At 42.0% G+C, this 25417-nt stretch carries 22 protein-coding genes; 15 read left to right on the forward strand and 7 right to left on the reverse strand.

Translation table 11 applies throughout. From position 1 onward, the window contains the following. Nucleotides 1-103: 103 nt before the first annotated feature. On the reverse strand, nucleotides 104-2014 hold the full coding sequence (locus WJR50_RS32260; protein ID WP_341297467.1) for an ABC-F family ATP-binding cassette domain-containing protein: 1911 nt from the start codon (nucleotides 2012-2014) through the stop codon (nucleotides 104-106). 260 nt (nucleotides 2015-2274) lie between these two features. Continuing rightward, on the reverse strand, nucleotides 2275-2748 hold the full coding sequence (locus WJR50_RS32265; protein WP_341297468.1) for a DUF4199 domain-containing protein: 474 nt from the start codon (nucleotides 2746-2748) through the stop codon (nucleotides 2275-2277). A gap of 339 nt (nucleotides 2749-3087) precedes the next feature. On the opposite strand from WJR50_RS32265, the gene cmk reads away from it, so the two are divergent. The 12 genes from cmk to WJR50_RS32325 all read left to right on the forward strand — a co-directional run bounded on the left by cmk (nucleotide 3088) and on the right by WJR50_RS32325 (nucleotide 16047). Next, complete coding sequence (gene cmk / locus WJR50_RS32270) at nucleotides 3088-3768, forward strand: (d)CMP kinase (protein ID WP_341297469.1); 681 nt, start codon at nucleotides 3088-3090, stop codon at nucleotides 3766-3768. A 48-nt stretch (nucleotides 3769-3816) separates the two neighbouring features. Continuing rightward, nucleotides 3817-4716 (forward strand): 4-hydroxy-3-methylbut-2-enyl diphosphate reductase, encoded by a 900-nt coding sequence (locus WJR50_RS32275; RefSeq protein ID WP_341297470.1) that lies wholly within the window; start codon nucleotides 3817-3819, stop codon nucleotides 4714-4716. 155 nt (nucleotides 4717-4871) lie between these two features. Continuing rightward, nucleotides 4872-6239: a Na(+)-translocating NADH-quinone reductase subunit A gene (locus tag WJR50_RS32280; RefSeq protein WP_341297471.1), complete on the forward strand. Its 1368-nt coding sequence runs from the start codon at nucleotides 4872-4874 to the stop codon at nucleotides 6237-6239. 16 nt (nucleotides 6240-6255) lie between these two features. After that, entirely contained in the window at nucleotides 6256-7449 is a 1194-nt protein-coding gene (locus tag WJR50_RS32285) for an NADH:ubiquinone reductase (Na(+)-transporting) subunit B (RefSeq protein WP_341297472.1), read from the forward strand. Continuing rightward, on the forward strand, nucleotides 7436-8209 hold the full coding sequence (gene nqrC, locus WJR50_RS32290; RefSeq protein ID WP_341297473.1) for an NADH:ubiquinone reductase (Na(+)-transporting) subunit C: 774 nt from the start codon (nucleotides 7436-7438) through the stop codon (nucleotides 8207-8209). The genes WJR50_RS32285 and nqrC overlap by 14 nt, the downstream gene beginning before the upstream one ends. A 30-nt stretch (nucleotides 8210-8239) precedes the next feature. Then, nucleotides 8240-8911 carry an NADH:ubiquinone reductase (Na(+)-transporting) subunit D gene (locus tag WJR50_RS32295; protein ID WP_341297474.1) on the forward strand — a complete coding sequence of 224 codons (672 nt, stop codon included), beginning with the start codon at nucleotides 8240-8242 and terminating at the stop codon, nucleotides 8909-8911. Nucleotides 8912-8929: 18 nt separating this feature from the next. Continuing rightward, nucleotides 8930-9541, forward strand: coding sequence for an NADH:ubiquinone reductase (Na(+)-transporting) subunit E (gene nqrE / locus WJR50_RS32300; RefSeq protein WP_341297475.1), 612 nt, complete (start codon nucleotides 8930-8932; stop codon nucleotides 9539-9541). Nucleotides 9542-9626: 85 nt separating this feature from the next. Continuing rightward, nucleotides 9627-10220, forward strand: a complete 594-nt coding sequence (locus WJR50_RS32305; protein WP_341297476.1) for a DUF502 domain-containing protein — start codon at nucleotides 9627-9629, stop codon at nucleotides 10218-10220. Between the two features lie 59 nt (nucleotides 10221-10279). Then, nucleotides 10280-11818, forward strand: coding sequence for a glutamine-hydrolyzing GMP synthase (gene guaA, locus WJR50_RS32310; RefSeq protein WP_341297477.1), 1539 nt, complete (start codon nucleotides 10280-10282; stop codon nucleotides 11816-11818). Between the two features lie 31 nt (nucleotides 11819-11849). After that, nucleotides 11850-13550, forward strand: coding sequence for a tetratricopeptide repeat protein (locus tag WJR50_RS32315; RefSeq protein WP_341297478.1), 1701 nt, complete (start codon nucleotides 11850-11852; stop codon nucleotides 13548-13550). Between the two features lie 51 nt (nucleotides 13551-13601). Then, nucleotides 13602-14900 (forward strand): glutamate-1-semialdehyde 2,1-aminomutase, encoded by a 1299-nt coding sequence (hemL, locus tag WJR50_RS32320; RefSeq protein WP_341297479.1) that lies wholly within the window; start codon nucleotides 13602-13604, stop codon nucleotides 14898-14900. A 115-nt stretch (nucleotides 14901-15015) separates the two neighbouring features. Next, entirely contained in the window at nucleotides 15016-16047 is a 1032-nt protein-coding gene (locus WJR50_RS32325; protein WP_341297480.1) for a hypothetical protein, read from the forward strand. Nucleotides 16048-16111: 64 nt separating this feature from the next. Here WJR50_RS32325 and hisB read toward each other — a convergent pair whose 3' ends face one another. Both hisB and WJR50_RS32335 read right to left on the reverse strand, forming a co-directional pair. Continuing rightward, nucleotides 16112-17209 (reverse strand): bifunctional histidinol-phosphatase/imidazoleglycerol-phosphate dehydratase HisB, encoded by a 1098-nt coding sequence (gene hisB / locus WJR50_RS32330; RefSeq protein WP_341297481.1) that lies wholly within the window; start codon nucleotides 17207-17209, stop codon nucleotides 16112-16114. 83 nt (nucleotides 17210-17292) lie between these two features. After that, nucleotides 17293-17553 carry a hypothetical protein gene (locus WJR50_RS32335; RefSeq protein WP_341297482.1) on the reverse strand — a complete coding sequence of 87 codons (261 nt, stop codon included), beginning with the start codon at nucleotides 17551-17553 and terminating at the stop codon, nucleotides 17293-17295. A 259-nt stretch (nucleotides 17554-17812) separates the two neighbouring features. Here WJR50_RS32335 and WJR50_RS32340 point away from each other — a divergent pair, with 259 nt between their 5' ends. The 3 genes from WJR50_RS32340 to WJR50_RS32350 all read left to right on the forward strand — a co-directional run bounded on the left by WJR50_RS32340 (nucleotide 17813) and on the right by WJR50_RS32350 (nucleotide 21597). Beyond that, the gene (locus WJR50_RS32340) at nucleotides 17813-20197 is read left to right on the forward strand and encodes a TonB-dependent receptor (RefSeq protein WP_341297483.1); all 2385 of its coding nucleotides are present in this window, start codon (nucleotides 17813-17815) and stop codon (nucleotides 20195-20197) included. 23 nt (nucleotides 20198-20220) lie between these two features. After that, nucleotides 20221-21060 carry a DUF4249 domain-containing protein gene (locus WJR50_RS32345; RefSeq protein WP_341297484.1) on the forward strand — a complete coding sequence of 280 codons (840 nt, stop codon included), beginning with the start codon at nucleotides 20221-20223 and terminating at the stop codon, nucleotides 21058-21060. 171 nt (nucleotides 21061-21231) lie between these two features. Continuing rightward, complete coding sequence (locus tag WJR50_RS32350; protein WP_341297485.1) at nucleotides 21232-21597, forward strand: hypothetical protein; 366 nt, start codon at nucleotides 21232-21234, stop codon at nucleotides 21595-21597. On the opposite strand, the gene hisC is transcribed toward WJR50_RS32350, so the two are convergent. The 3 genes from hisC to hisG form a co-directional block, all read right to left on the reverse strand. Next, the gene (hisC, locus tag WJR50_RS32355; protein WP_341297486.1) at nucleotides 21587-22681 is read right to left on the reverse strand and encodes a histidinol-phosphate transaminase; all 1095 of its coding nucleotides are present in this window, start codon (nucleotides 22679-22681) and stop codon (nucleotides 21587-21589) included. The two genes, WJR50_RS32350 and hisC, sit on opposite strands and share 11 nt — an antisense overlap. A gap of 85 nt (nucleotides 22682-22766) precedes the next feature. Continuing rightward, nucleotides 22767-24065 (reverse strand): histidinol dehydrogenase, encoded by a 1299-nt coding sequence (gene hisD, locus WJR50_RS32360; protein ID WP_341297487.1) that lies wholly within the window; start codon nucleotides 24063-24065, stop codon nucleotides 22767-22769. Then, the gene (hisG, locus tag WJR50_RS32365) at nucleotides 24065-24925 is read right to left on the reverse strand and encodes an ATP phosphoribosyltransferase (RefSeq protein ID WP_341297488.1); all 861 of its coding nucleotides are present in this window, start codon (nucleotides 24923-24925) and stop codon (nucleotides 24065-24067) included. Before hisG ends, hisD begins: the two co-directional genes overlap by 1 nt. Between the last annotated feature and the right edge of the window lie 492 nt (nucleotides 24926-25417).

The raw sequence follows: 25417 nt of genomic DNA on the forward strand, positions 1-25417 counted from the left end.
CTATTAAAACTGCCTTTGCCTATTTGAATGATATAAAGCAAGGATTAGGTATCAGCTTAGTTGCGTAACTTCAGTTAGTAATACAAAGTTAAACACCATAACACTACTCCATAAGCTCAGCCAGTTCCAGCCAGCGATCGGATTTTTCATCAATCTGTTTGCTGATATTTTCAAGTTTTTGGGAAACTTCAGTCAATGCCTGGTGATCAGGCGCAGTAGCCGAAGAAAGCTGATTAAGTTCTTCGGTAAGTTGTTCTTTTTCAGCTTCCAGCTTTTCAATTTCTTCTTCTAAAAGAGCATACTCACGCTTTTCTTTGTAGGATGCCTTGCGTGATTTACTTTCATCAGCAGCTTTAGGAGTGACTTTTTGCTCTTTCTTTGCTGAAGATTTTTCAGAAGCCGATTTCTTCTCACTTTCTTCCTGAGCAGCTTCTCTATAATCAGTATAGTTGCCCGGAAAGTCTTTGATCTCTCCTCCCTGATCACTAAATACAAAAAGATGTTCTACCAGCCGGTCCATGAAATAGCGGTCGTGTGAAACCAGGAGCAGACAACCCTCAAAATTAAAGAGAAAATCTTCCAGCACATTGAGTGTCATCAAATCCAGGTCATTGGTAGGCTCATCCAGAATGAGGAAGTTGGGATTCTTCATGAGCACACGCAGAAGCTGTAATCTGCGTTTTTCCCCTCCGCTCAGATTTTTTACCTTATTATAGTGCATCTCTGGAGGAAACATAAAGTGCTGCAGGAACTGAGAGGCGGAAATAAAATTACCTTTGCTCACTTCTACGATTTCTGCTACCTCTTTAACTACATCTATCACCCGCTGATCATCATTAAAGCTGATCTCCTGCTGAGTGTAGTAACCAAAGACAGTATTTTGCCCCAGATCAATTTCTCCGGCATCGGGATTTAACTGTCCGGTAAGCATATTGAGGAAAGTAGTTTTGCCGGAGCCGTTTTTGCCAATCACTCCGATCCGGTCGCTTCTCTTGAAGGTATAAGAAAAGTCATCTACAATTTTTTTATTATCATAAGCCTTCTGAATGTGCGAAAGCTCCAGGATTTTTTTACCCTGTCGTCTGCCTTTTAGCCCTAGCTCAATATTTCTGTCCTCTACCTTTTGGTTGGCCTGGTCTTTCAGGTCGTAAAAGGCTTCTACACGGTACTTGGCTTTGGTTCCCCTGGCTTTAGGCTGACGGCGCATCCATTCCAGTTCTTTACGCATCAGGTTTTGTGCCTTATCAATGCCGGCCTGCTGCTGAGCCATACGCTCATTTTTCTTTTCCAGGAAATACTGATAGTTACCTTTGTAGCGATACACATTACCCTGATCTAGCTCCAGAATTTCATTGGTTACCCGTTCCAGAAAGTAACGGTCGTGGGTAACAAGTAAGAGTGACATCTTTTGGGTAGAAAGGTAATTTTCCAGCCATTCAATGGTGTCCAGATCAAGGTGGTTAGTAGGTTCGTCCAGAATCAGGAAGTCGGGCCGTTCTATCAATGCCCGGGCTAAGGCTACTCTTTTCCGCTGTCCTCCCGAAAGACTGCTTATCGGCTGATCCATGTGATACAAGCCCAGTTGACCAAGAATCTGCTCAATCTGATGCTCATAATCCCAGGCATTTAGGCTATCTACCTGGCTCATCAGTGATTGAAGACGATCAGAAGAAGCATCTTTGTGCAGTTCCTGTCGGTAATTTCTCAGAAGTTGAAGCACCTCATTATCACTTTCATAAATAGCGGAAAGCACTGTGGCTTCTTTATCAAATTGCGGTTGTTGTTCGGCAAAAGCCAGCTTTACATCCTTACTAATCACAACCAGGCCTTTGTCCTGTACCTCCTGACCGGCAATGATTTTCAGCAAAGTAGATTTGCCGGTACCATTAACCCCAACCAGGGCTACTTTCTGGCCTTGCTCTATACCGAAAGAAATGTCTTCAAAAAGAAATTTTTCCCGACCTTCGGCGGTCAGGTAATGTTTACTCAAAGATTCAACGGAAACGTGGATCATACAGCTAATGAAAGAAAAAGAATGGGCAAGATAGACATAAAAGCAAAAAAAAAGTGAACCTAAAAGGATCACTTTTTTCACTACTAATACAACAACCTAAAACTACTCAATCAAAACTTTAGAATTTGGTTTTACCCAAACCTTATATCTATAATATTTTTATCTCTGTTTAAGACGTTTATCAATAAACACGTGATTCTGCGACAAAGGTTTCATAAAAATGATAAAATTAATAAGAAAATCTTAATTATTTGTTTTTATTACTCACCACTCGTAGAAACCATATGGCTTACCTTATAATACTGCATGATCGCAAAGCTGGCGATGAAGCCTGAGGCTGTACCCTCAATTAAAATAGCTATACTTACCAACAGTGGATTTAAGTAACTACCAAAGGGTTCATTTTGTTGTATAACTTCCATAAATGCCGGATCAATAACAGTTACATAAAGTAACACCAGCGATGCAAAAGTAAATACTCCGACTACAGAAGTCAATAAGCCCAAACCTACCCCTTTGAGATAAGTTAAATGAACGCCTTTCATCTTTTTATACTTATCTATTGCCATCAGCACAAAGCTGGATAGAATAATTAAGTTAAAAATCCTAAGCTCAAGATTTTGTTCCAAATTGATAGCTTTCATTATCAGAAAGTATCCAACTAGCGCCAAGGTCATCAGTAAGCCATATCTTACTCCTATACGCTCAATGGTATTGTTGCCGTTCGTTTCCATAAGCTTGATAGTTTAGGACTTAAATACTAGTAACTTATTGATTTTAAGAATGTTTGCATATGTGTACAATCTTTTTACAGGAAACCAGATTAATTACAAAGAATTGAAGAAGTCAGGTAAGATGATCGGTTATCTTATGAATTATTTGTAGATACAAATTCGTTTCTTTGGCAAAAATGACAAGAGCTTATGATTGGATTGAAAAAAATTAGGTTATCAATGATGTGCATTATACTTTTGGCTGGACTTATGAGCGCGTGTGTAAGCAATAAGCCCAGAAAATTACCCAAAAAGGGGCCTATCCCTTGTCCTATAAGAGACTGTTAACCTTACTGCATTATGCAGGATATTATTATAGCTTTAGATGGATATTCCGGCTGTGGCAAAAGCTCTACCGCTAAAAAAGTAGCGCAAGCCCTGAACTATACCTATCTGGATTCTGGAGCTATGTATCGGGCAGTCACTCTTTATCTTCTAAAGCATCATGTAAATCTTCAGGATCCTGTAGCCATTCTTGAAGCTTTGGAGAATATCACAATTAGTTTTTCTCGTAATGAAGATAGCCGTATTAATGAAACTTATTTAAACGGTGAAAACGTTGAGGAGGAGATTAGAAAGATGGAAGTTTCAGAAAATGTAAGTGCTGTAAGCGCACTCCCTGTGGTACGGGAAAAGATGGTATATCAGCAAAGAGCACTTGGCAAAAATAAAAGAGTAGTGATGGATGGGCGGGATATTGGAAGTCATGTTTTTCCTGAAGCAGAGCTGAAAATTTTTATGACAGCTGACTTAAAGGTACGAGCCCGGAGAAGAATGAATGAACTTGCCGAGAAAGGCATAAAAGTTTCTCTAGAGGAGATTGAAAGTAACTTGGAAGAGAGAGATAAATTAGATAGCAGCAGAAAACAGAGTCCTTTGATCAAAACTGAAGATGCTGTAGAAATAGATACTACATATCTAGACTTTAACGAGCAGGTAAATAAAATCGTAGAGCTAGCAAAAAAATTGATTAATAGATAACAATTTAGACTGAATACTTTTAAGAAACTAACTAAGTGATTTCTTCCTATGGAAGTAACAATTGATAGTAACTCAGGTTATTGTTTTGGAGTAGAATTTGCCATACAGATGGCCGAAGATGAAATGCTGGATGGTAGCAAACTCTATTGTCTGGGAGACATAGTGCATAATGACATGGAAGTAAAGCGCCTGCATGACAAAGGGTTACGCATTATCACCAGGGAAGACCTTTCCAACGTTACTGACTGCAAAGTACTTATAAGGGCACACGGAGAACCCCCTGAAACCTACCAAACTGCCCTAAAAAATAATATTGAACTTATTGATGCTTCTTGTCCGGTGGTGCTTAAGTTGCAAAACCGGGTAAAGAATGCCTATGATATTATGCAGGAGAAAAACGGGCAGGTCGTAATATATGGACAACCGGGACATGCTGAGATCATTGGCTTAAGCGGACAGACCCGAGGGGGAGCTATCGTTATCCTCAAGGATGAAGATCTGGAGAAAATAGATTTCACCCGTCCTGTTACTTTATTCAGTCAGACTACTAAAAGTACAAAAGGCTTTTATCGTATTAAAGCGATGATAGAAGAGCGTATGCGTGCTTCCAGTCATGATCTAAATACCGTTGAGTTTAATGCAAATGATAGCATTTGCAGGCAGGTCTCTAACCGAGAGCCTCAGTTACAAAAGTTTTCTAAAGAACAGGATGTAATAATCTTTGTGAGTAGTAAAAAAAGTTCAAACGGTAAAGCTTTATATAGTGTGTGCAAAGCGGAAAATGAAAGAAGCTATTTCATTGCCAATGAAGAGGAGCTAAAAGCTGAGTGGTTTGAAAATGCTAGTAAAGCAGGAGTTTGTGGGGCTACCTCTACGCCAATGTGGTTAATGGAAAATGTAGCCAATGCCATCAAAAATATCGGTGAAAGTTGCATTACGACAGCCTAAAGCCCATAACGAGTGATATTGAATTAAGACATAAACTGAATATGCTGCATAGATCAGAAGTAACTGAGAAAAATTAAGGTTATTAGCTGATTTTGATTATTTTTGCAGCGTTTTTCCAATGGAAACGATCATTTAAACCTTATTTGCAACGGTAAATGTCTCAGCACATCAAACTTAAAAAAGGATTTAATATAAATCTTGCAGGTAAACCTCAAAAAGTAGTTGCCGAAGCTGACAAATCAGAAACTTTCGCTGTGAAACCCACTGACTTTCCCGGTATCATCCGTCCTAAGGTGACCGTAAGGGAAGGCGATGTGATAAAGGCAGGTACGCCGGTTTTTTTTGACAAGAAAATGAACCAGGTCATGTACTGCGCTCCGGTAAGTGGAGAGGTGGTAGAAATTGTAAGAGGAGAAAAGCGTAAGCTTCTTGAAATCAAAATACTGGCAGACAAACAACAGGAGTACGAGCAGTTTAAAGAGTACTCAGCTTCTGAATTGTCAGGCATCAGCAGAGAACAGGCTCAGGAAAGCATGCTTAAAAGCGGGGTTTGGCCTCAGATTATTCAGCGTCCTTTCGGCATAGTAGCCAACCCTGAAGATACTCCCAAGGCAATATTTGTATCTACTTTTGATACTCATCCTCTTGCTCCTGACTATGATGTTTTGCTGAAAGGTCAGGCGAATTACTTTGAGGCAGGTATAGAAATCCTGAAAAAATTTACCAGTGGAAAAGTTAACCTGGGAGTAAACGCAGACGCGGAAGTTTCTCCTATCTTTTCTAATGTAAAAGGTGTACAGGTTAATAAATTCTCCGGCCCACACCCTGCAGGTAATGTAGGCGTACATATTCACCACGTTGACCCGATAGGCAAGGGAGACCTGATATGGACATTAGATCCTTATGGGGTAGTGCAGATAGGGAAACTGTTTTTGGATGGTAAATATGATGCTTCTAAAATTATTGCGCTTACGGGTTCTGAAGTAAAAGAGCCTAAGTACTATCAGACTTATCTGGGAGCCTGCATAGATAAAATTGTGGGAGGTAATATAAAGCAGGATCATGTGCGCTACATTTCTGGAAATGTCCTCACTGGAGAAAAAATCAGCCAGAATGGCTATTTAGGTTTTTACCACCACCAGCTTACAGTAATTCCTGAAGGTGATCAGTACGAGTTCCTAGGGTGGATGAAGCCAACTACCAGCAAACTCAGCTTTCACCGGGCTTTGGGCTTACTGTCTTTTCTGAATCCTAAGAAAGAGTACGTGCTTACCACGAATACACTTGGAGAAGAGAGGGCCTTCGTACAAACTGGAATATTTGAGAAAGTGACACCAATGGACATCCTGCCTGAGTACCTTATCAAAGCTATTATGGCAGAGGATTATGATGATATGGAGGCATTAGGAATCTTTGAAGTGATAGAAGAAGACCTGGCACTGTGCGAATTCATAGATGTATCCAAGCACGAAATTCAGGCCATACTACGTGAAGGTATTAACTTGATTAAAGCTACTACATAAATATTGTAAGGTATATATGAAAGCGATTAGAGATATATTAGACAAACAGAAACCACTCTTTGAGAAGGGCGGTAAGTTTGAGAAGTATTATTACCTCTTTGAGGCTAATGAAACCTTCTTATTCGTTCCCAATGAAACCACAGGTATAAAAGGAGCTCAGGTACGTGATGCTATCAGTCTGAAGCGCCTGATGATCACAGTAGTAGTGGCTATGATTCCCTGCCTTTTATTTGGAATTTATAATGTAGGACATATGCACTTCCTGGCTACCGGACAGGCTGCTGCTTTTGGAGAAAAGGTTTTGTTAGGTGCTACTGTAGTATTACCGGTTGTGCTTACCGCTTATGTAGCCGGAGGCTTGGTAGAAGTAGTGTTCTCTCTCATTCGACGTCACCCGATTAACGAAGGCTTTCTGGTAACCGGGATGTTAATTCCTCTGATTCTTCCTCCTACTATTCCACTGTGGCAGGTAGCATTAGCCTCAGTTTTTGCAGTGGTTATTGCGAAAGAAGTGTTTGGTGGAACTGGGATGAACGTACTTAACGTTGCCATGACAGCAAGGGCCTTTTTGTACTTTGCATACCCTTCAGATATGTCAGGAGATGTATGGTATTATTTAGGAGACCAACAATATGCTGACGGCTTTACAGGAGCTACTGCTCTAGGCCTAGCGGCAGAAACGGTACTTGCTGAGGGAACTCAGGAAGTAACTTCAACACTGGCTACTACCAACGATGGCCTCTTTACTTTCTGGAATATGTTTGTAGGTTTTATCCCAGGTTCAATTGGAGAAACTTCTACCCTGATGGCACTGGTTGGAGCTATCATTCTTATCGCAACTGGAGTTGGTAGCTGGAAAATTATTTTAAGTGTATTTGGTGGCGCTCTGGGCTTAGGGTACTTACTCACTGCTTTTGGCGCTAACGAATTTATGATGATGCCTGCACATTACCACTGGGTAATGGGTGGTTTAGCTTTTGGCGCAGTATTTATGGCTACAGACCCCGTATCTGCTGCGCATACCGAATCAGGAAAATGGGTATATGGCGCATTGATCGGAGTGATTACAGTGATTATCAGAGTATTGAACCCTGCTTATCCGGAAGGAATTATGCTGGCAGTGCTCTTTATGAACGTATTTGCGCCGCTTATTGACCATGTAGTTGTTCAGTCTAACAAAAAAAGAAGATTACAACGTGCGACAGTCTAACACTTATATTATCGTATTTTCCGCCATATTGACTATCATATTGGGCGGATTACTTTCACTTGCAGCCGTAGGCCTTAAGCCTATGCAGGATATGCAGGTAGCTTTGGATACCCAAAAGAAGATATTGGGTGCAGTAATGGATTTGCAACCTTCGGACGATGTTCCTGCTATTTATAGCGAAAGGGTTGAGTCATTAGTAGTGAATGCTGAAGGAGAAGAAATACAGGAAGTGGATGGTGAACCTATAGTAGCTGAAGATGTGGATGTCGCATCACAATATGACAAAGCACCCGAAGATCGGCTTTATCCTGTATACAAATATAAAGGGGAGAATGGAGAGGTGAGCTCTTATATATTACCTGTCTATGGAAGCGGTTTATGGGATGATATCTGGGGATACGTTGCTTTGGAAAATGATCTTGAAACCATCAGAGGAGTTGTTTTTGACCATGCCGGTGAAACTCCTGGCCTGGGTGCCAGAATCACTACAATAGAGGTACAGGAACGTTTCGCAGGTAAGAAAATTTATGACGATATAGGAGAACTGGTAGCAGTACGCATGATGAAAGGAGAGACCGGAGAACCCAGTGCCTACAATGCTAACCAGGTAGATGGTATGTCTGGTGCAACGATTACAGCAGTAGGTGTTAATGATATGTTGTATAATTACCTTACCTATTATCAACCTTACTTAGAAAAGGCTGCGAAAGCGAACGATCTGGAGAAGCCTGACGCTGAAGAGCAGTACACTGATGTATAAAAACTTTTTTATCAAAAAGCAGATATTATTATGAGCACAGAAGTAGCTGATAAACCAGTAAAAGAAAAAGAGAAATCGGAAGCCTTACTGTCTAAGAGAAGACGAAAATTTGTTTCTGATCCTCTCAATGATGACAACCCCATTACTGTTCAGGTTTTGGGAATTTGCTCTGCCCTTGCTGTAACTACTCAGTTAAGCCCTACCCTGATCATGGCAGTCTCAGTGGTCTTTGTTATCGTATTTTCCAACCTGATTATTTCTTTGATCAGAAATATGGTTCCTGGCCGGGTTAGGATTATCGTGCAGTTAGCCGTAATTGCAACGCTGGTAACGTTAGTAGACCAGGTACTGAAAGCTTATTTTTATGATGCATGGAAAGTACTGTCAGTGTTTGTAGGACTGATTATTACCAACTGTATTGTAATGGGTAGGCTGGAAGCATTTGCTATGGGTAACAAGCCTTATGACTCAGTGCTGGACGGTTTAGGTAGTGGTTTTGGTTATGCTTGGGTAATTCTGGCAGTTGCCTTTTTTAGGGAACTATTAGGATCAGGGGCTATTTTTGGTTTCAAAGTTTTTGAAGCTATTGGCTGGGAAAGCTTTCCGACAAATGGACTTATGGTATCACCCGTAGGTGCTTTTATGATTCTCGGAATTATTATTTGGGTACAGCGTAGCTTAACCGGATACGTAGAACGATAAGCGACAACAATATTCACTATGGATTTAATAAATTTAGGAATTAAGGCAATTTTTATTGAGAACATGGTATTGGCCTATTTCTTAGGCATGTGTTCTTATCTGGCAGTATCCAAAAAGGTGTCTACCGCTGTGGGCTTAGGGTCAGCAGTTGTATTCGTACTTACCATTACTGTCCCGATCAACTGGTTACTTCAAGAACTTGTATTAAAGGAAGGCGCACTGACATGGGCAGGTGATCAGTTTGCAACCATTGACCTGAGCTTTTTACGCTTTATTATGTTTATTGCAGTAATCGCGGCGATGGTACAGTTGGTAGAAATGGTAATTGAGAAAGTGTCTCCCGCTCTTTATGGTACACTTGGGATTTTCTTACCCCTGATCGCGGTAAACTGTGCGATTTTAGGATCTTCACTCTTTATGGTTCAGAGAGATTATACTATTAGTGAAGCTGCAGTATTTGGCTTTGGCTCTGGTACTGGATTTCTGCTGGCTATCGTGGCACTTGCTGCTATTCGTGAAAAGCTGAAGTATTCTAACGTTCCCGACGGACTCAAAGGACTGGGAATTACGATGTTAATTACTGGTCTGATGGGTATTGCTTTTCTATCCTTCGTGGGAATATCTATCTAGGAGAAAAGGAGAAACAATATTGACTTTTGTAAAAGGTTTTACATCATCAATGTAAGACCTTTTTTTATTTAATTTAGTGCATCCTATGAACCGCTTCGTCTCTTATTTTTTTCGTGGCCTTCTCTTTGTAGTGCCCATAGCGCTCACCATGTACATTATCATTCTGGCCATTAGCTGGCTGGATAGTTTGATACCTTTTACCGTTCCAGGTTTAGGAATGCTTACCATTCTGGTATTCATCACGCTGATAGGATATCTGGCTTCTACCTTATTGGCGGGACCAATATTCAATTTGCTGGAAGAAGTACTTGTCAAGGTACCACTGATCAATATCATTTATTCATCGCTGAAAGATCTGATTTCAGCATTTGTAGGAGATAAGAAGAAGTTTAATCAACCGGTACTTGTTACCTTAAACCCAGAGTTTGTAATCCAAAAACCAGGATTTATTACCCAGAAGGATTTGTCACAACTGGGCTTGGTAGATCAGGTAGCAGTATATTTACCTCACTCCTACAACTTCTCAGGTAATTTATATATAGTTCCTGCAAAGTTTGTGGTGCCTATTAAGGCAGCTTCCAGTGCCGATATCATGAAGTTTATAGTGTCTGGCGGAGTATCAGGTTTACAAGAAGTTGAAAGTCAGGCAGACGAAGGAGATAGGCCAGGTTTGCATTGAGCTTGAAGTAATCCTTAGGAGAGATTTAGGTTATAGGGATTTTATTTTATTTTTGCCCCATGTCGGAAATGATTCTAATTATTGATTTTGGTTCTCAGTATACACAGCTCATTGCGCGTAGAGTTAGAGAACTGAACGTGTATTGTGAAATACACCCATTCAACCATCTTCCTGAGCCTGGCGCACTGGAAGATAAGGTAAAAGGAGTAATCCTTTCAGGAAGCCCTTGTTCAGTAAAAGACGCAGGTGCCCCCCACATTGATCTGCAAACCTATCTGGGAAAGCTTCCAGTATTAGGTATATGCTATGGAGCACAATTGATGGCTGAAAAATATGGAGGAGAAGTAGTGCCTTCCAAGATCAGAGAGTATGGCAGGGCCAAGCTGAGCAAAATAGATACCCATAAAGAGCTGCTCAAGGAGCTTACCCAGGATACGCAGGTTTGGATGTCGCATGGGGATACCATCAGCAGTGTACCGGATAATTTTGAAGTGATTGCCAAAACACCTACTGTGGCGGTGGCTGCTTTTAAAATAAAGGATCAAAATACTTATGGCATACAGTTTCACCCTGAAGTGACACATTCGCTGGAAGGTAAAACAGTGCTCAGAAATTTTGTAGTACATATCTGTAAATGTGCTCAGGATTGGACGCCCGATATATTTGTTGAAGCTACCATCGCCTCTTTACAAGAGACCTTGGGGGATGATAAAGTAGTGCTTGGCCTTTCCGGAGGAGTAGATTCTTCGGTAGCGGCTACTCTCCTTCATAAGGCTATTGGCAAAAATCTGCACTGCATTTTTGTAGATAATGGCCTTCTCCGTAAAAATGAGTTTCAGGATGTGTTAGCATCTTATAAGGACCTTGGGCTGAATGTAAAAGGCGTAGATGCACATAAGGAATTTTACGAAGCTTTGGCGGGGATTTCTGACCCTGAGGAAAAAAGGAAAGCCATTGGCCGGGTATTTATTGAAATTTTTGATGCTGAGGCACATAAGATCAAAGATGTAAAGTGGCTGGGACAGGGTACTATTTACCCAGATGTAATTGAGTCGGTATCTGTTAAAGGTCCATCGGCTACGATTAAATCTCACCATAATGTGGGAGGCTTGCCTGAAAAGATGCATCTCAAAGTAGTTGAACCCCTTAAAACGCTTTTTAAAGATGAAGTGAGGGAAGTAGGAAAGACATTAGATATTCCCAAAAACATATTACAAAGGCATCCTTTCCCCGGCCCGGGACTGGCTATCCGTATTCTGGGAGATATCACTGCTGAAAAGGTAAGAATATTGCAGGAAGTAGATCATATCTTTATCAGTAAACTCAAACAGGAAAACCTCTACGACGATGTTTGGCAGGCAGGAGTCATCCTTTTACCCATTCAATCAGTAGGGGTAATGGGCGACGAAAGAACATATGAAGGCGTTGTAAGTTTAAGAGCAGTGAGTAGTGTAGATGGTATGACGGCTGACTGGAGTCATCTGCCTTATGAATTTTTGAGTGATGTATCTAATGAAATTATTAATAATGTAAAAGGAGTCAATCGAGTCGTTTATGATATCAGCTCTAAGCCTCCGGCTACAATTGAATGGGAATAGTTAATTACCTATATTCTTTTATATGAAAAGTATGATGATCAGATATATTTGCATTTTTTGCTTGCTGTCTTTTACAGTACATGCGCAAACGAATCAGAGTAGTACTTCTTTGAAGGGGCGCTACGAACGAGGTAAACGTCTATACGAACAAGCGGAATATACGCAAGCCATTGAGGTATTCCGTACGCTAAGTCGTCAAGAGCAGGGTAATCCCTATGTAGAATATGCCAACTATTATTTTGGGCTTTCTGCACTCAAAGCCGGTCAGTACGACCTGGCTAAAAACATGTTTTTACAGGTGATTAGTAAATTTCCAGGGTGGGATAAACTGGGGGAAGTAGATTACTGGCTAGCTGTCACATATTTTAAAATGGGAGACTATGTGCAGGCTATGGGTTTGGTGAACGAGATCAATAATAGTCAGCTAAGTGCTTCACTTAAGGATGATGTGGCTGTTGCGAAAGAGTACTTTTTAGGTCAGGCTACTGCTGAAGAATTAGATGCTTTGCTCAAACAATATCCGAAAGATAAAATGCTTGCCGAGCAATTGGTGAAGAATATGTCAAGCAGGCTTTATGATGCAGAAGAACAGAAGTACATAGATTCTCTGGTAAATGCATTTGATATTGACCTGGCTAGTCTGGGTACAGTAAGTAAAGAGGCTTCTGTAAAGAAAAACAGCTATCAGGTAGCGGTACTTCTCCCTTTTCTTTATGGAAATCTAAAACCTGACGCCAGACAACAGGGAAATCAATTTGTGCTGGATTTGTACAAAGGTATAAAGATAGCAGCTGAAGAATTGCAACAAGAAGGGTTAAATATAAACATCCACGCCTATGATACGGAAAGAAGTGGAGACAAAACCAAAAGCCTCTTAAGCAGACCTGAAATGAGGGAGATGGATGTGTTCATTGGACCTTTATATGCTGGTCCTATTCAGGAAGTCACCCAGTATACTATGGAGAATCAGAAGTATATGTTTAATCCTTTATCCAGTAATCCCGCAGTGATTGGAGAAAATCCTTTTTCCTATCTTATGCTTCCCAGTCTGATTACTCAGGGACGTAGAGCCGCGCAATTTGCCATTGATTCTCTTAATAAAAATCATGCGGTAGTCATTACCAGCAAGTCCATACAGGATTCTCTCAAAGTGGCCAGTTTTGTAGAGGCTTTTGAAAAGTCTGGTCGAGAAGCTACGGTATTAGAAGAAGAGAATTTTAACAGAGAACGTATTGAAGAGCTGGTTGAAATGCTGAATGAGTTGGGAGAAGATAATATGATATACGTTGCTACTGATAAGGAGCTGATCATCAGCAATACTGTCAGCTCAGTAGTAATGGCAGAAAACAAGATCCCAGTGATTGGCAATGAAGAATGGTTAAGTGTAAGTTCTATTTCTTTTGATCAGTTGGAAGGATTTGAGGAATATCTGATCGCACCGGGCTTTATCAATCCTGAAAATGAAAATTTTCAGGCATTCAGAGAACAGTATCGTGAAAAGTATTATGAGATTCCAAATAAATACGCTTATGCAGGTTATGATCTGCTCATGTACATAGGAAATATGCTGAACAAATATGGCGTGTATTTTCAGGAGTTTTATACTCAAAAAGAGAAAATCAACAGTCTCTTATACTCAGGCTATGATTACTATAATGCCAATGACAATCAACTAGTGCCCATAGTCAAATATGAGGAAGCGAAACTTAAGGAAGTAGATGTACGTCAGTAGTAAAGAGCTTGAAGAGCCTATTTTTCTTAAAATAAATCTGAAAACCCATTCATGCATAGCATTGAGAGAAGTCGTACGTTATTTGCAAAAGCCCAAAAATATATTCCTGGAGGAGTAAACTCGCCTGTAAGAGCTTTCAAAGCTGTGGGAGGAGACCCACTCTTCATTAAATCTGCCAAAGGAGCTTATGTCTATGATGAAGATGATAACCAATACATAGAACTGATCAATTCCTGGGGACCAATGATTTTGGGTCATGGGAATGAAATGATTGAGGAAGCTGTATCCAAAGCTATTTCCCACTCATTATCTTTTGGAGCACCTACTGCCAAAGAAGTGGAAATTGCCGAGCTCATCGTGGATATGGTACCTTCTATTGAAAAAGTACGAATGGTAAATTCTGGTACCGAAGCTACCATGTCGGCTGCGCGATTGGCGAGAGGCTATACCGGAAAAGATAAAATCATCAAGTTTTCAGGCTGTTATCACGGCCATGGTGACTCGTTTCTCATCGCAGCTGGAAGCGGAGCGATGACGATGGGCGTACCCAATAGTCCGGGGGTTACTGAAGGTACTGCCAAAGATACTTTGCTGGCGAATTTCAACGATATTGAGTCGGTAAGAAGCCTGGTAGAAAAGAATAAAAACGAAATTGCCGCGATTATTTTGGAGCCGGTAGCTGGAAATATGGGCTGCGTTCTTCCTAAAGACGGTTTCCTGCAGGATTTGCGTAAACTTTGTGACCAGGAAGGAATCGTGCTGATCTTTGATGAAGTGATGACTGGTTTCAGACTGGCCAAAGGCGGAGCGCAGGAAGTATACGGTGTTACTCCCGACATGACTACCTTAGGTAAAATCATTGGTGGAGGTATGCCGGTAGGAGCGTACGGTGGTAAAAAGGAGATTATGGATTTTGTATCGCCCAGCGGTCCGGTATACCAGGCAGGTACTTTGTCTGGAAATCCGATAGCGATGGCAGCGGGATTTACTATGCTCAACTACCTCAACGAAAACCCTGCTATCTATCAGGATCTGGATAAGATTACTGCTAAACTGGTAGAAGGCTATCGCCAGAATTTAGAAAAGCTTGGATTGAATTATACGTTAACGCATCTGGGTTCTATGTTCTCCATTTTTTTTACTGACCAGGACGTATACGACCTGGATTCTGCCAGCACTTCAAACACTGAACTTTTCGGGAAGTATTTCCGCAGCATGCTCAATCAGGGAATATACCTTGCCCCTTCTCAGTTTGAGGCTTTATTTGTTTCACATGCCATCACTGATAAGATTGCCGATAGAATTATCCTCGCCAATTATCATGCGCTGAAAGAAATTCATGAGTTGTAAGCAAATTGAGCCACTTTTATAGTGGCTTTATTACTTGTGCAATGTCTTAATCTTATTAAGGATTTTTTTTGCATAAATGTCTCTAGCTTCGCAATGGTGATAATGTTTCTATTTAATGCGAAGCGAAGTGAATCTGAGATATACCCTATATGTGATCATTACCCTCTTTATCACGGCCAACAGTGCCTTTGCACAGAATGACATGATTAAAGAGGCCATCACTTATGAAGAGCTTTATGATGACCCTTATGCCATCAACAAGCTCTTTGTGCACTTACAGCCCCTGTATGCGGAGCTGTTTGCTACGAACGTTAATGCGGGCTTTGGCCTGGGAGCCAATTATCTGCATAAAGACAAAGCTGATTTCTTTGCGAATTTTCGCCATGCCTATGCCCGCTCTACAGATTTTGTGAGAAATATTGCTTACAAAAACTCCTCAGTAGCCAACAAACCGAATAGTTTCACATACATGGAAATTGGCGGAACCTATCACGTGAAAGATGAGGAGACGGACACGGAGACTAAAATGATTTTGTACTCTAAGCGTTATCAGAAAGGGAATCGCTGGGCATCCCAAGTACCTGAGCATACAATCATCCCCTCCAAAGTCAGAAAAGTGATTGGGGCGCGTTTGGGAGCTTTTACCTATGCAACTTCTATAGACTTAAAACGCATAGCTTCAGAACAGGAAGTAGTGATTGAAGACGAATTTGGAACATTTCCCTCAGACTTATATTCACATACCAACCAAAGTGTGACAGGTGCTTTTGTCGGAGGTTCTATGTCATGGATCAAGAACATGGCAATCAAACCAGATAAAGGCTATGGAATACTTTCTGACGATTTGCTACTAACCACTTTTCTGGATTTTATGTTTGCTCCTAGTATCACCATAGAAGATATTCAGTACAGAGATCCGATAAGCAATGATATGCGTACTTTTTCTACTCAGGAGCTTAAGACTAAAAAATTTGGTTTTCGCCTGGGGATAGAAGGAAAATATAACCGTGAGCTGAGCTGGGCGTATGGGGCCGAAATTGGTGCCAGACCTACGGTGAATGGTAAAGGATTTTTTGCTTTGATCAAAATCAGCCTTCCGGTATACAGTACAAACCTGGATTACGGAAGAGAAGCTTTTGGGAAGTAGGGAAGGATAAGTTCAACCACAAAGTGAGAATCACGCTCAGAAACTTTTCTGAGCGTTTTTCATTTTACAGTACTCCCTTTGTGCTGGGGAGTTTATCCATATTTTTGATATCTCTGCTCACCGCCATTTTGATGGCTTTAGCTAAAGCTTTGAAGGTAGCCTCAATTTTATGGTGCTCATTATCACCTTCTACCTTGATGTTGATGTTGCTCAGAGAAGTATCGGAAAATGACTTGAAGAAATGATAGAACATTTCGGTAGGCACGTCGCCAATCTTTTCTCGTTTGTACTCAGCTTCCCAGATCAGCCAGGGACGCCCGCCAAAATCAATGGCTACCTGGGCAAGTGATTCATCCATAGGTAGCAGAAAACCATAGCGCATGATACCTTTTTTATCTCCAATGGCTTTGCGATAAGCTTCTCCCAGCGCAAGTGCGGTATCTTCAATCGTATGATGTTCATCAATATGTAAATCACCTTTTACCTTTACTTTGAGGTCAGCACCGGAGTGACGTCCCAGTTGATCCAGCATATGATCAAAGAAGCCCAGGCCAGTATGGATATCGGTTTGCCCCTGCCCATCCAGATTCAGGTAAATTTCAATATCTGTTTCCTTGGTAGTACGCTTTACTGTAGCAGTACGGGAGGGAAGCCGTAAATGCTCATATATTTTATTCCAGTCGGTGGTACTAAGCGCTGCATCTTCAGCAATCTCGTCAGAGATATAAATGGCCTTGGTCCCCAGGTTTTTGGCAAGTTCTACATCGGAGAGGCGATCGCCCAGCACATAAGAATTAGCCAGATCATACTGCTCATTATTCATATACTCGGTAAGCATGGCGGTGCCTGGCTTACGGGTAGGCTTATTTTCGTGACCGAAGCTGCGGTCAATATGGATGGCTTTAAAGGTAATACCTTCTCCTTCCAGTATTTTCAGCATTTTGTTGTGAGCAGGCCAGAAAGTATCTTCAGGAAAAGAATCCGTTCCCAAACCATCCTGATTGGTCACCATTACAAATTCATAATCAGTTTCTTCCGCCAGCTTACGCAGATTGGAAATAGCCTTAGGCAAAAACTCAAGTTTTTCCAGCGAATCTATCTGCTTGTCTTCCGGCTCTATGATGATAGTGCCATCACGATCTATAAAAAGTATTTTTTTCATCTGTGTGAATTTCTGATCAATGTTAAAGCATAGCTGCTCTAAATCAAAGTGATAAACCGGCACAAATCAAAATAATACTCACATTACTTCCAAGTTCTAACAGGTTCAGGAAGATGAGTGTCAATCCAGTCTATAGAATTCCTAAACCATGAGGAGGGCTCAGCTTGTAAAAGAGAATCAGCTTCCTCAGTGATCTGAAGCTTTTGAACTTCATCCGAAATTTTTATTGGAATTAAGGCATCATACTCCTGAGACATTAATAAAATACCGACAATAAGTAAGGTGCCAATAAGGCTCAGCTGTATGAGTTTTGAAAGGAGTAAGTCTTCTCTGAAGCTTTTCATAGTAGAGTAGATATACATCTAAGATAAGTAAGAATCCAGGTTTTGGTATTCTTTTTCTGGCTGAACCGGCAGAACAAGAGGGTGAATGGTTCAGAGTTGAGGATGAAGTAAACCATGATAATCTCAAGAAAAATTTTTGCAAAGGAGGTAGGGTAGAAGTGGGTTTGTCTGTATTAGCTATAGAAACAATCAAAAAGCGAAAGCAATATTAACCCAAATTCACTTCAATTGATTTTGAAGAAATACAAACCCAAACCCCATGAAAAAAATTGCCTTGCTGTCATTCATACTGCTGACAGGATTTTATCAAAGTTTACAAGCCCAGCAAAAATTTACACTCAATGGTTATATCAAAGACGCTACCAATGGTGAGGAACTGATCGGAGTAACCGTACTGGTAAAGGAAAAAGGTGCAGGTGTAGTAACCAACGTGTATGGGTTTTACGCCCTTAGTCTGCCTCCTGCTAATTATGATGTGGAATTCAGTTACGTAGGATATCAGACCATAACAGAAACCATTGAGCTCCAAAATAATCAGGAGCTTAACATCTCTCTGACCCCTTCTGTCACTGAGATGCAGGAAGTAGTCATCACGGAAGAACGTGCGGACGAGTTTAAAAACGTAGAACGCATAGAGATGAGCCGTAATGAAATACCCGTAGACCTGGTAAAGAAGACGCCGGCCCTCTTTGGTGAGCCGGATATCATCAAGACGGTGCAGATGATGCCCGGTGTGATCTCCGCCGGTGAAGGTACTTCCGGTTACTTTGTCAGAGGTGGTGGGGCCGATCAAAACCTGATCCTCATTGACGAAGCGCCCATCTATGATCCTTCTCACTTCTTCGGACTGTTCTCGGTTTTTAATGCCGATGTGATCAAAGATTCGGAGCTTTACAAAGGCGGTATCCCCGCGCAGTTTGGCGGTCGCCTTTCTTCTATTCTGGAAGTACGCACCAAAGATGGCAATAACCAGCAGCTTTCCGGTTCTGGTAGTATAGGCCTACTGGCCAGCAAAGTGATGCTGGAAGGCCCTATTGCCAATGAAAACAGTTCTTTCCTGCTTTCTGCCCGCCGTTCTTATGCGGATGTGTTTTTAAAAATGTCACCTGACCAAGACCTGAGAGAGAACCAGGTGTATTTCTACGACATTAATGCGAAAGTGAACTGGAAGCCGGACAATAAAAACCGCTTCTTTCTGGCCGCTTATGCCGGGAGAGATGCCTTCAATTTTGACAATCTCTTTGGATTTAACTGGGGGAATAAGACCGGAACGTTTCGCTGGAATCACCTTTTTAACGAAAAGCTTTTCTCCAATACCACCCTTATCGCCAGCAACTTTGATTATACACTGGCAAGTGAGCAGTCCGCCGCCGAATTTGACTGGAGTGCCAATCTACAGGAGTTTTCGCTTAAGCAGGATTTTAATTACTTCGTCAACCCCAAAAACGTGCTGAGTTTTGGTTTGCAAGCTTCATATCGTCGTTTCTCTCCCGGTACAATCAAGCCAGGAAGTGATGAGTCTTATTTTGGCAGTATAGAAATGGATAAAATGTATGCGATGGATTATGCATTGTATGTAAGCAATGAACAGCAGATTAGCCAGCGTTTATCGCTGCTGTACGGATTGCGATTGTCAGTTTTCCAGAATGTGGGAGAGACTACCATCTACGAATATGCTAAAAATGATCAGGGACTTCCTGATAACATCAATGTACGCATTGTAGATTCTACCTACTACGGCAGCATGAAGCCAATCAAGACTTTTGCTAATCTGGAACCGCGTTTCAGCGCCCGCTATATGTTGGGTAACAATAACTCGGTGAAACTTTCTTACAATCGCATGGTGCAGTACGTCCATCTGATGTCCAACTCTACTGTGCCCGTTCCCTTTAATACCTGGACGCCCAGTTCTCCTTATCTGAACCCTCAGGTGGCTGACCAATTGGCCTTGGGATACTTCAAGAATTTTAATGATAATATGTTCGCTTTTTCGGTAGAGTCTTACTACAAAAAGATGCAGGATGTGACTGATTTTGCTGATAACGCCAATCTGCTTTTGAACGCAGATGCTCCGGTAGAATATCGTCAGGGAGAAGGAGAGTCTTATGGACTGGAATTCTTTCTGCAAAAGAACAAAGGACGTATGACCGGCTTTGCCAGCTACACCTTGTCTAAAACAGAGCTAAACATACCCGGTGTAAATCGCAATGAGGTGTTTCCTGCCAACTATGACCGTCGCCATGTCGCCAATATCGTAGCCAACTATGGTGTGAATGATCAGTGGTCAATCGGAGCAAATTTTACCTATTCCACCGGAAGACCATTTACACTACCCGTTGGTCGCTATGTGTTTGATGATTATAATGTAGACCTGTACTCAGAGCGCAACTCCTATCGTTTGCCTGCCTTCCATCGTCTGGACCTGTCGGCCAACTACGAGCCGCGCAGAAATGCTACCCGTCGCTGGAAGACCTCCTGGAACTTTGCCATCTATAATGCTTACAACCGCAGGAATCCTTTTACCATCTACACTCAGGCAATACAAGATGAAGAGGGGAATGTCATAGATCCTGACAAGAAGGAAGCCCGTATGGTATATCTCTTCCCGGTTCTGCCCTCTATCTCTTACAAAATCACTTTCTAAATACCAGATCAAGAAATACAAAGATGAAAACGATCATAAAAATAATATTACTCAGCTTTAGCGCGGCTGCCTTATTCAGTTGCGACGAACCCATAGAGCTAGATCTCAAACAGACACCCCCTCAGTATGTAGTGGATGCATTGATCACCGACGAGCTTACCGATCACTATGTGAAACTTACAACTTCAGTGGACTTTTATTCCGAGGGAAAAACACCCGGTGTAAGTGGAGCTGAGGTGGAAGTAAAGGATAACCAAGGCAATGTCTATAAGTATCATGAAAGTGAAACTGAGAAAGGACTTTATACTGCAAATTTTGAGGGCAAACCCGGTAATACCTACAGTCTGCAGATTGCGCTACCTGATGGTGAGTCTTTATCTGCTGAAGAAGAAATGACTCCTTTAGCCTCCATTGATAGCCTGGTGTGGGATATAGACGAAAGAGCGCAGGAAGACCCGGAAGAAGAAGGGCTTTACTACCGCATACGCATTTTTGCCCGTGAACCTTCAGCTACCAAAGATTATTATTTATTCAAATTCTTTCGCAATGATTCTATACAGAACTTTGATTCCAACACCGGTATCTTCTATGCCGATGATGAATTGATCGCTGGCTATATCTATGGACTGGAATCTCCGGAACTGTATCGTAAAGGGGATAAAGCAACGTTTGAGATGTACCACATCAGCCGGGATGCTTATCTCTTTTACAATGACTTGGATAATGTATTAAATGGCGATGGCGGTATGTCTGGCCCTTCTCCCGCCAACCCACGGACCAATATCATCAGTGCTGATGGCTTAGGACTGGGCCTTTTCCAGGTTTCAGCCCTTGACCGCACTACGATTGTTGTAGGAGAGTAGCAAAAATACAATGTTGTTGTGGCTATAGAAATGCCGGGCTGTTTGGTCCGGCATTTTTTGTTGATCTCTATATTTTTCCTGCTCACCCGACCTTACTTCCCACTCATTACACTTTTTGAGGATAAGTGTCTGATGGTCGGGATATTTGAGCATCAATAAAAATTAAACACTATGTTTATCTCAATCACTTATCTGAAAGTAAAGAGTTTATGGAAAGTACCCGCTTTTATGCACCATGTGTATAAGATTAACCAGCAAATCGCTGGTGCTGAGGGCGTTATTTCGGTGAATGCTAAAGCAGGTATTTATCGCAACTACACCCTTACTGCCTGGGAAAATAAGGAGAGTATGATGCGGTTTCGTAATAATGGGGCACATCTGCAGGCCATGAAAGTCATTGGAAAGCTGTCCAATGCGTATGGCTCATATCACTATGAGGCAGACAGTATCCCTTCATGGAAAGAAGCACTTCTCCTATTGCAGGATCATTTAGCAAACCCTAAGAAAAGAAAGGCACATGTTAATGTCAAAGCCTGACCTTGGATGCATCAAACTGTTTGATCTTGTCCAGTAACTGCTGATTTTCACTTTCAGTACCCACCGTAATGCGCAGACAATCTTCGCAAAGCACTACTTTGGAGCGATCACGAACGATCATCTTTTCATCAATCAGGTAATGAAAAAGCTCGGCTGCATGCTGCATCCTGACCAGCAAAAAGTTGGCATCAGAAGAGAAAACTTTTTTCACCAGCGGTAGTGTCTCCAATGAATGCTGCAATTCAAGTCGTTGGTTCAGTATTTTTTGCACAATACTTTGGTGCTGCTCGGTCTGTTCCAGCACTTTAAGTGCAGCCTGCTGTGTCAGTGCATTGATGTTGTAAGGAGGCTTGATCTTATTCAGCACAGCAATAATTTCTTCTGAGGCGAAAGCCATGCCTAATCTGAGGGCTGCCATGCCCCAGGCTTTGCTCATGGTCTGCATGATTACCAGATTGGGGTACTCAGCCAGCTTTTGCGACCAGCTCAGTGTATCGGCAAAATCAATATATGCCTCATCAATGACGACTACACCTTCAAAGTTTTGTAAATAATGCGCTATCACCTCGGGTTGAAGCAGATTACCACTGGGGTTATTAGGAGAGCAAAAGAACAGTAATTTACTATTAGCGTCAATGGAATTGTCCACTGCCTGAGGGTCAACCTTGAAGTCAGTGGTGAGCTGCGCTTTTTTCAATGCTACATCATTGATGGCAGCACTTACTTCATACATGCCGTAAGTAGGAGGAAGGATGACAATATTATCCACCCCAGGGCGGCAAAAAGCCCTGATCAGCAGATCTATGGCTTCATCGCTACCGTTCCCCAGAAAGATGTTTTTTGCCGGTACCTGCTTGATCTCGGCAATGCGCTTTTTAAGCAACTGCTGATAAGGATCAGGATAACGATGATAGCCGGCTGTAAGGTCGGGCGTGCCGGGAGTATCCACTCCGGGAGTACCAAAGGCATTTTCGTTAGCATCCAGAAACACTCCTTCCGTACCGGAGTATTCATCACGGGCAGAAGAGTAAGGTTTGATACTGGCTATATGAGGCCGTAATAATTTTTGTAGATCAAAAGCCATGTGATAATGAAGCTAGATATGATGATAATTTGAAGAGAAGGAAAGAAGGCTGAAGTTGATCATTCAGCCATTCTCAGCTTTAGTTTTAAACCGCTTTCTTATGCTTGATCTCTGCCAGTCGCAGAGAAACCGCTTTCTTGTGAGCAAGCAGCTTTTCTGCTTCAGCCATGATTTCTACTGTAGGTCCAAGGAGTTTTAAACCTTCTTCGGTAATCTCCTGATAAGTTATCTTTTTTACAAAGCTATCCAGAGAGACCCCGCTATACGACTTCGCATAACCATTGGTTGGCAAGGTATGATTAGTGCCAGAAGCATAATCGCCAGCCGACTCAGGGGTATAATGGCCCAGAAAAACAGAGCCTGCATTGAAGATCTTGTCCATTACCTCCCGAGGCTTTTCAATAGCCAGAATCAGGTGCTCTGCTCCGTATTCATTGAGCAGGTCTATACAATCTTTGGAAGACTTCATCACACAAACTACACTATTATCTAATGCTGCCGCAGCAAAATCATGACGAGGCAGCATGCTGAGTTGCTTGCTGAGTTCATTCTGTACCTTTTCTACCAGCTTCTTTTCGGTAGTGACCAACAGTACCTGGCTGTCGGCTCCGTGTTCTGCCTGAGAAAGCAGGTCGGCAGCGACAAAAACCGGATTGGCAGTTTTGTCGGCAAATACTGCCACTTCCGAAGGACCAGCCGGCATATCTATGGAAACGCCCTTCTGGCTGACAATCTGCTTGGCTACCGTTACATACTGGTTGCCAGGACCAAATATCTTGTGCACTTTAGGAATCGTTTTGGTACCATACGTCATGGCAGCGATGGCCTGAGCACCTCCTACTTTACAGATTCTGTCTATGCCTATCAGCTTGGCAGCATACAAGATTGCCGGGTGTAGTTTTCCCTCCCGATTGGGCGGGCTGCACAGTACAATCTCCTGGCAACCGGCCAGCTTAGCGGGTATGCCCAGCATGAGCACAGAAGAGAAAAGAGGCGCGGTACCTCCTGGTATATATAGTCCTACTTTCTGAATGGCTACGCTCTTACGCATGCACATTACTCCTGGCATGGTTTGTACAGCCAGTGGTTCATCTCGCTGAGCAGCGTGGAAAGTCTCAATATTCTGATAGGCCGTTTGGATGGCCTCTTTTAGTTCTTTACTCAGAAGCTTCTCTGCCTTATTAATTTCTGCATTGCTCACTTTGATATCATCAAGCTCTACATGATCATACTCCAGGGCAAACTGTCTTAAGGCTTTGTCTCCTTTCTTTTTTACCTTCTTAATGATAGGCTTAACGATCTTCTCAATTTTTTTGAATTGCTGGGTAGGTCGCTTCAGTATATCTTCCCAGTCCTCAGGAGAAGGATTAGCATATATATTCATCAGAGTATCATTTTTTCTATGGGTACTACTAATATGCCTTCGGCTCCGGCAGCTTTGAGCTGCTCAATGACATCCCAAAACTCATCTTCCTTGATGACAGAATGTACTGAGTTCCAACCGGACATGGCCAAAGGTAAAACCGTAGGGCTGCGCATGCCGGGAAGTATCCCTATAATTTGCTCAGTTTTGTCAGCTGGAGCATTGAGCAGTACATATTTATTGCCATTACCTCTCTGCACAGCGTCAATGCGGAAGATCAGCTGATCAAGAGCTTTAAGCCGCTCAGGAGTAATATTTTTGTGCCCGATCAATACAGCTTCGGATTTCAGTATGGTTTCTACTTCCTTGAGGCCATTGCTGAGCAAGGTGCTACCGGAACTTACGATATCACAGACAGCGTCGGCCAGGCCAATGCTGGGAGCAATCTCAACCGATCCACTGATTTCGTGCAGGTGCGCTTTAATCCCTTTGTCAGCAAAAAAGCGCTCCAGAATGACCGGATAGGAAGTGGCGATGCTCATGCCCTCAAATTCCTGCACACCCTTGTACTCTTTATCACGGGCAATCGCCAAAGACAGGCGGCATTTTGAAAAGCCGAGCTTCTTGATCAGGCTTACATCTTTACCCTTCTCCAGCATCACATTTTCTCCCACAATTCCAATATCCGCTACGCCATCTTCTACATAGCCGGGAATATCATCATCCCTCAAAAAAAGGAACTCCGCAGGAAAAGTGTGCGAAACCGCTTTGAGTCTTCCTTTGCCATTGTTGAAATGTATGCCGCACTCCTTGATGAGCTTGATTGAACTATCACTAAGTCGTCCTGATTTTTGAACCGCTATGCGTATTCTTTCTTTCATGAAAATTTGTGGTGAAAATGATTAAAAAAGGATTGTTGAGGCACTTGCAGGCAAGCGTCTACACATGATGACAATGGGCGATATGGTGCCAATGGTATTGCATAAAACTTCATTTCAGAAAACTCCATCCGGGGCATTAGCATGCTGAGTATCTTTATTCTGACTGTTGCTGAAGTAACGCCTGCAAATATATAAAATGCTCTCAATTCGCCACGGAAATCATGAAGTATTCTAAACATCTTTCTTTCCAATAGAAACAAAAGTGAGGGTAAAAAAGTCATTTCATTACCGGATTTCTTGTGTAGGTTTGCATTCAGTAATTAAGTGGGAAGCTGGAAGTCAGGAGTTGGAAGTCTGCAGCCAGAAGTTAAAACTTCCTTCTTCCAACTCCTGACTTCCGTCTTCTTCTAACCCAAAAATTACACTACGGTACAATTTGATTCAAGAGTAGTTTTCGTTTATTGGCATGCTTAGTCAAAGAGTCAAGGTATA

Origin of the sequence: Catalinimonas locisalis (assembly GCF_038039535.1) — a bacterium.
Lineage (GTDB): Bacteria > Bacteroidota > Bacteroidia > Cytophagales > Cyclobacteriaceae > Catalinimonas.

Coding starts and splice junctions, on each gene's coding strand:
- WJR50_RS32260 (WP_341297467.1), bottom strand. CDS start 2,014: ATGATCCACGTTTCCGTTGAATCTTTGAGTAAACATTACCTGACCGCC.
- WJR50_RS32265 (WP_341297468.1), bottom strand. CDS start 2,748: ATGGAAACGAACGGCAACAATACCATTGAGCGTATAGGAGTAAGATAT.
- cmk (WP_341297469.1), top strand. CDS start 3,088: ATGCAGGATATTATTATAGCTTTAGATGGATATTCCGGCTGTGGCAAA.
- WJR50_RS32275 (WP_341297470.1), top strand. CDS start 3,817: ATGGAAGTAACAATTGATAGTAACTCAGGTTATTGTTTTGGAGTAGAA.
- WJR50_RS32280 (WP_341297471.1), top strand. CDS start 4,872: ATGTCTCAGCACATCAAACTTAAAAAAGGATTTAATATAAATCTTGCA.
- WJR50_RS32285 (WP_341297472.1), top strand. CDS start 6,256: ATGAAAGCGATTAGAGATATATTAGACAAACAGAAACCACTCTTTGAG.
- WJR50_RS32295 (WP_341297474.1), top strand. CDS start 8,240: ATGAGCACAGAAGTAGCTGATAAACCAGTAAAAGAAAAAGAGAAATCG.
- nqrE (WP_341297475.1), top strand. CDS start 8,930: ATGGATTTAATAAATTTAGGAATTAAGGCAATTTTTATTGAGAACATG.
- WJR50_RS32305 (WP_341297476.1), top strand. CDS start 9,627: ATGAACCGCTTCGTCTCTTATTTTTTTCGTGGCCTTCTCTTTGTAGTG.
- guaA (WP_341297477.1), top strand. CDS start 10,280: ATGTCGGAAATGATTCTAATTATTGATTTTGGTTCTCAGTATACACAG.
- WJR50_RS32315 (WP_341297478.1), top strand. CDS start 11,850: ATGATGATCAGATATATTTGCATTTTTTGCTTGCTGTCTTTTACAGTA.
- hemL (WP_341297479.1), top strand. CDS start 13,602: ATGCATAGCATTGAGAGAAGTCGTACGTTATTTGCAAAAGCCCAAAAA.
- WJR50_RS32325 (WP_341297480.1), top strand. CDS start 15,016: ATGCGAAGCGAAGTGAATCTGAGATATACCCTATATGTGATCATTACC.
- hisB (WP_341297481.1), bottom strand. CDS start 17,209: ATGAAAAAAATACTTTTTATAGATCGTGATGGCACTATCATCATAGAG.
- WJR50_RS32335 (WP_341297482.1), bottom strand. CDS start 17,553: ATGAAAAGCTTCAGAGAAGACTTACTCCTTTCAAAACTCATACAGCTG.
- WJR50_RS32340 (WP_341297483.1), top strand. CDS start 17,813: ATGAAAAAAATTGCCTTGCTGTCATTCATACTGCTGACAGGATTTTAT.
- WJR50_RS32345 (WP_341297484.1), top strand. CDS start 20,221: ATGAAAACGATCATAAAAATAATATTACTCAGCTTTAGCGCGGCTGCC.
- WJR50_RS32350 (WP_341297485.1), top strand. CDS start 21,232: ATGTTTATCTCAATCACTTATCTGAAAGTAAAGAGTTTATGGAAAGTA.
- hisC (WP_341297486.1), bottom strand. CDS start 22,681: ATGGCTTTTGATCTACAAAAATTATTACGGCCTCATATAGCCAGTATC.
- hisD (WP_341297487.1), bottom strand. CDS start 24,065: ATGAATATATATGCTAATCCTTCTCCTGAGGACTGGGAAGATATACTG.
- hisG (WP_341297488.1), bottom strand. CDS start 24,925: ATGAAAGAAAGAATACGCATAGCGGTTCAAAAATCAGGACGACTTAGT.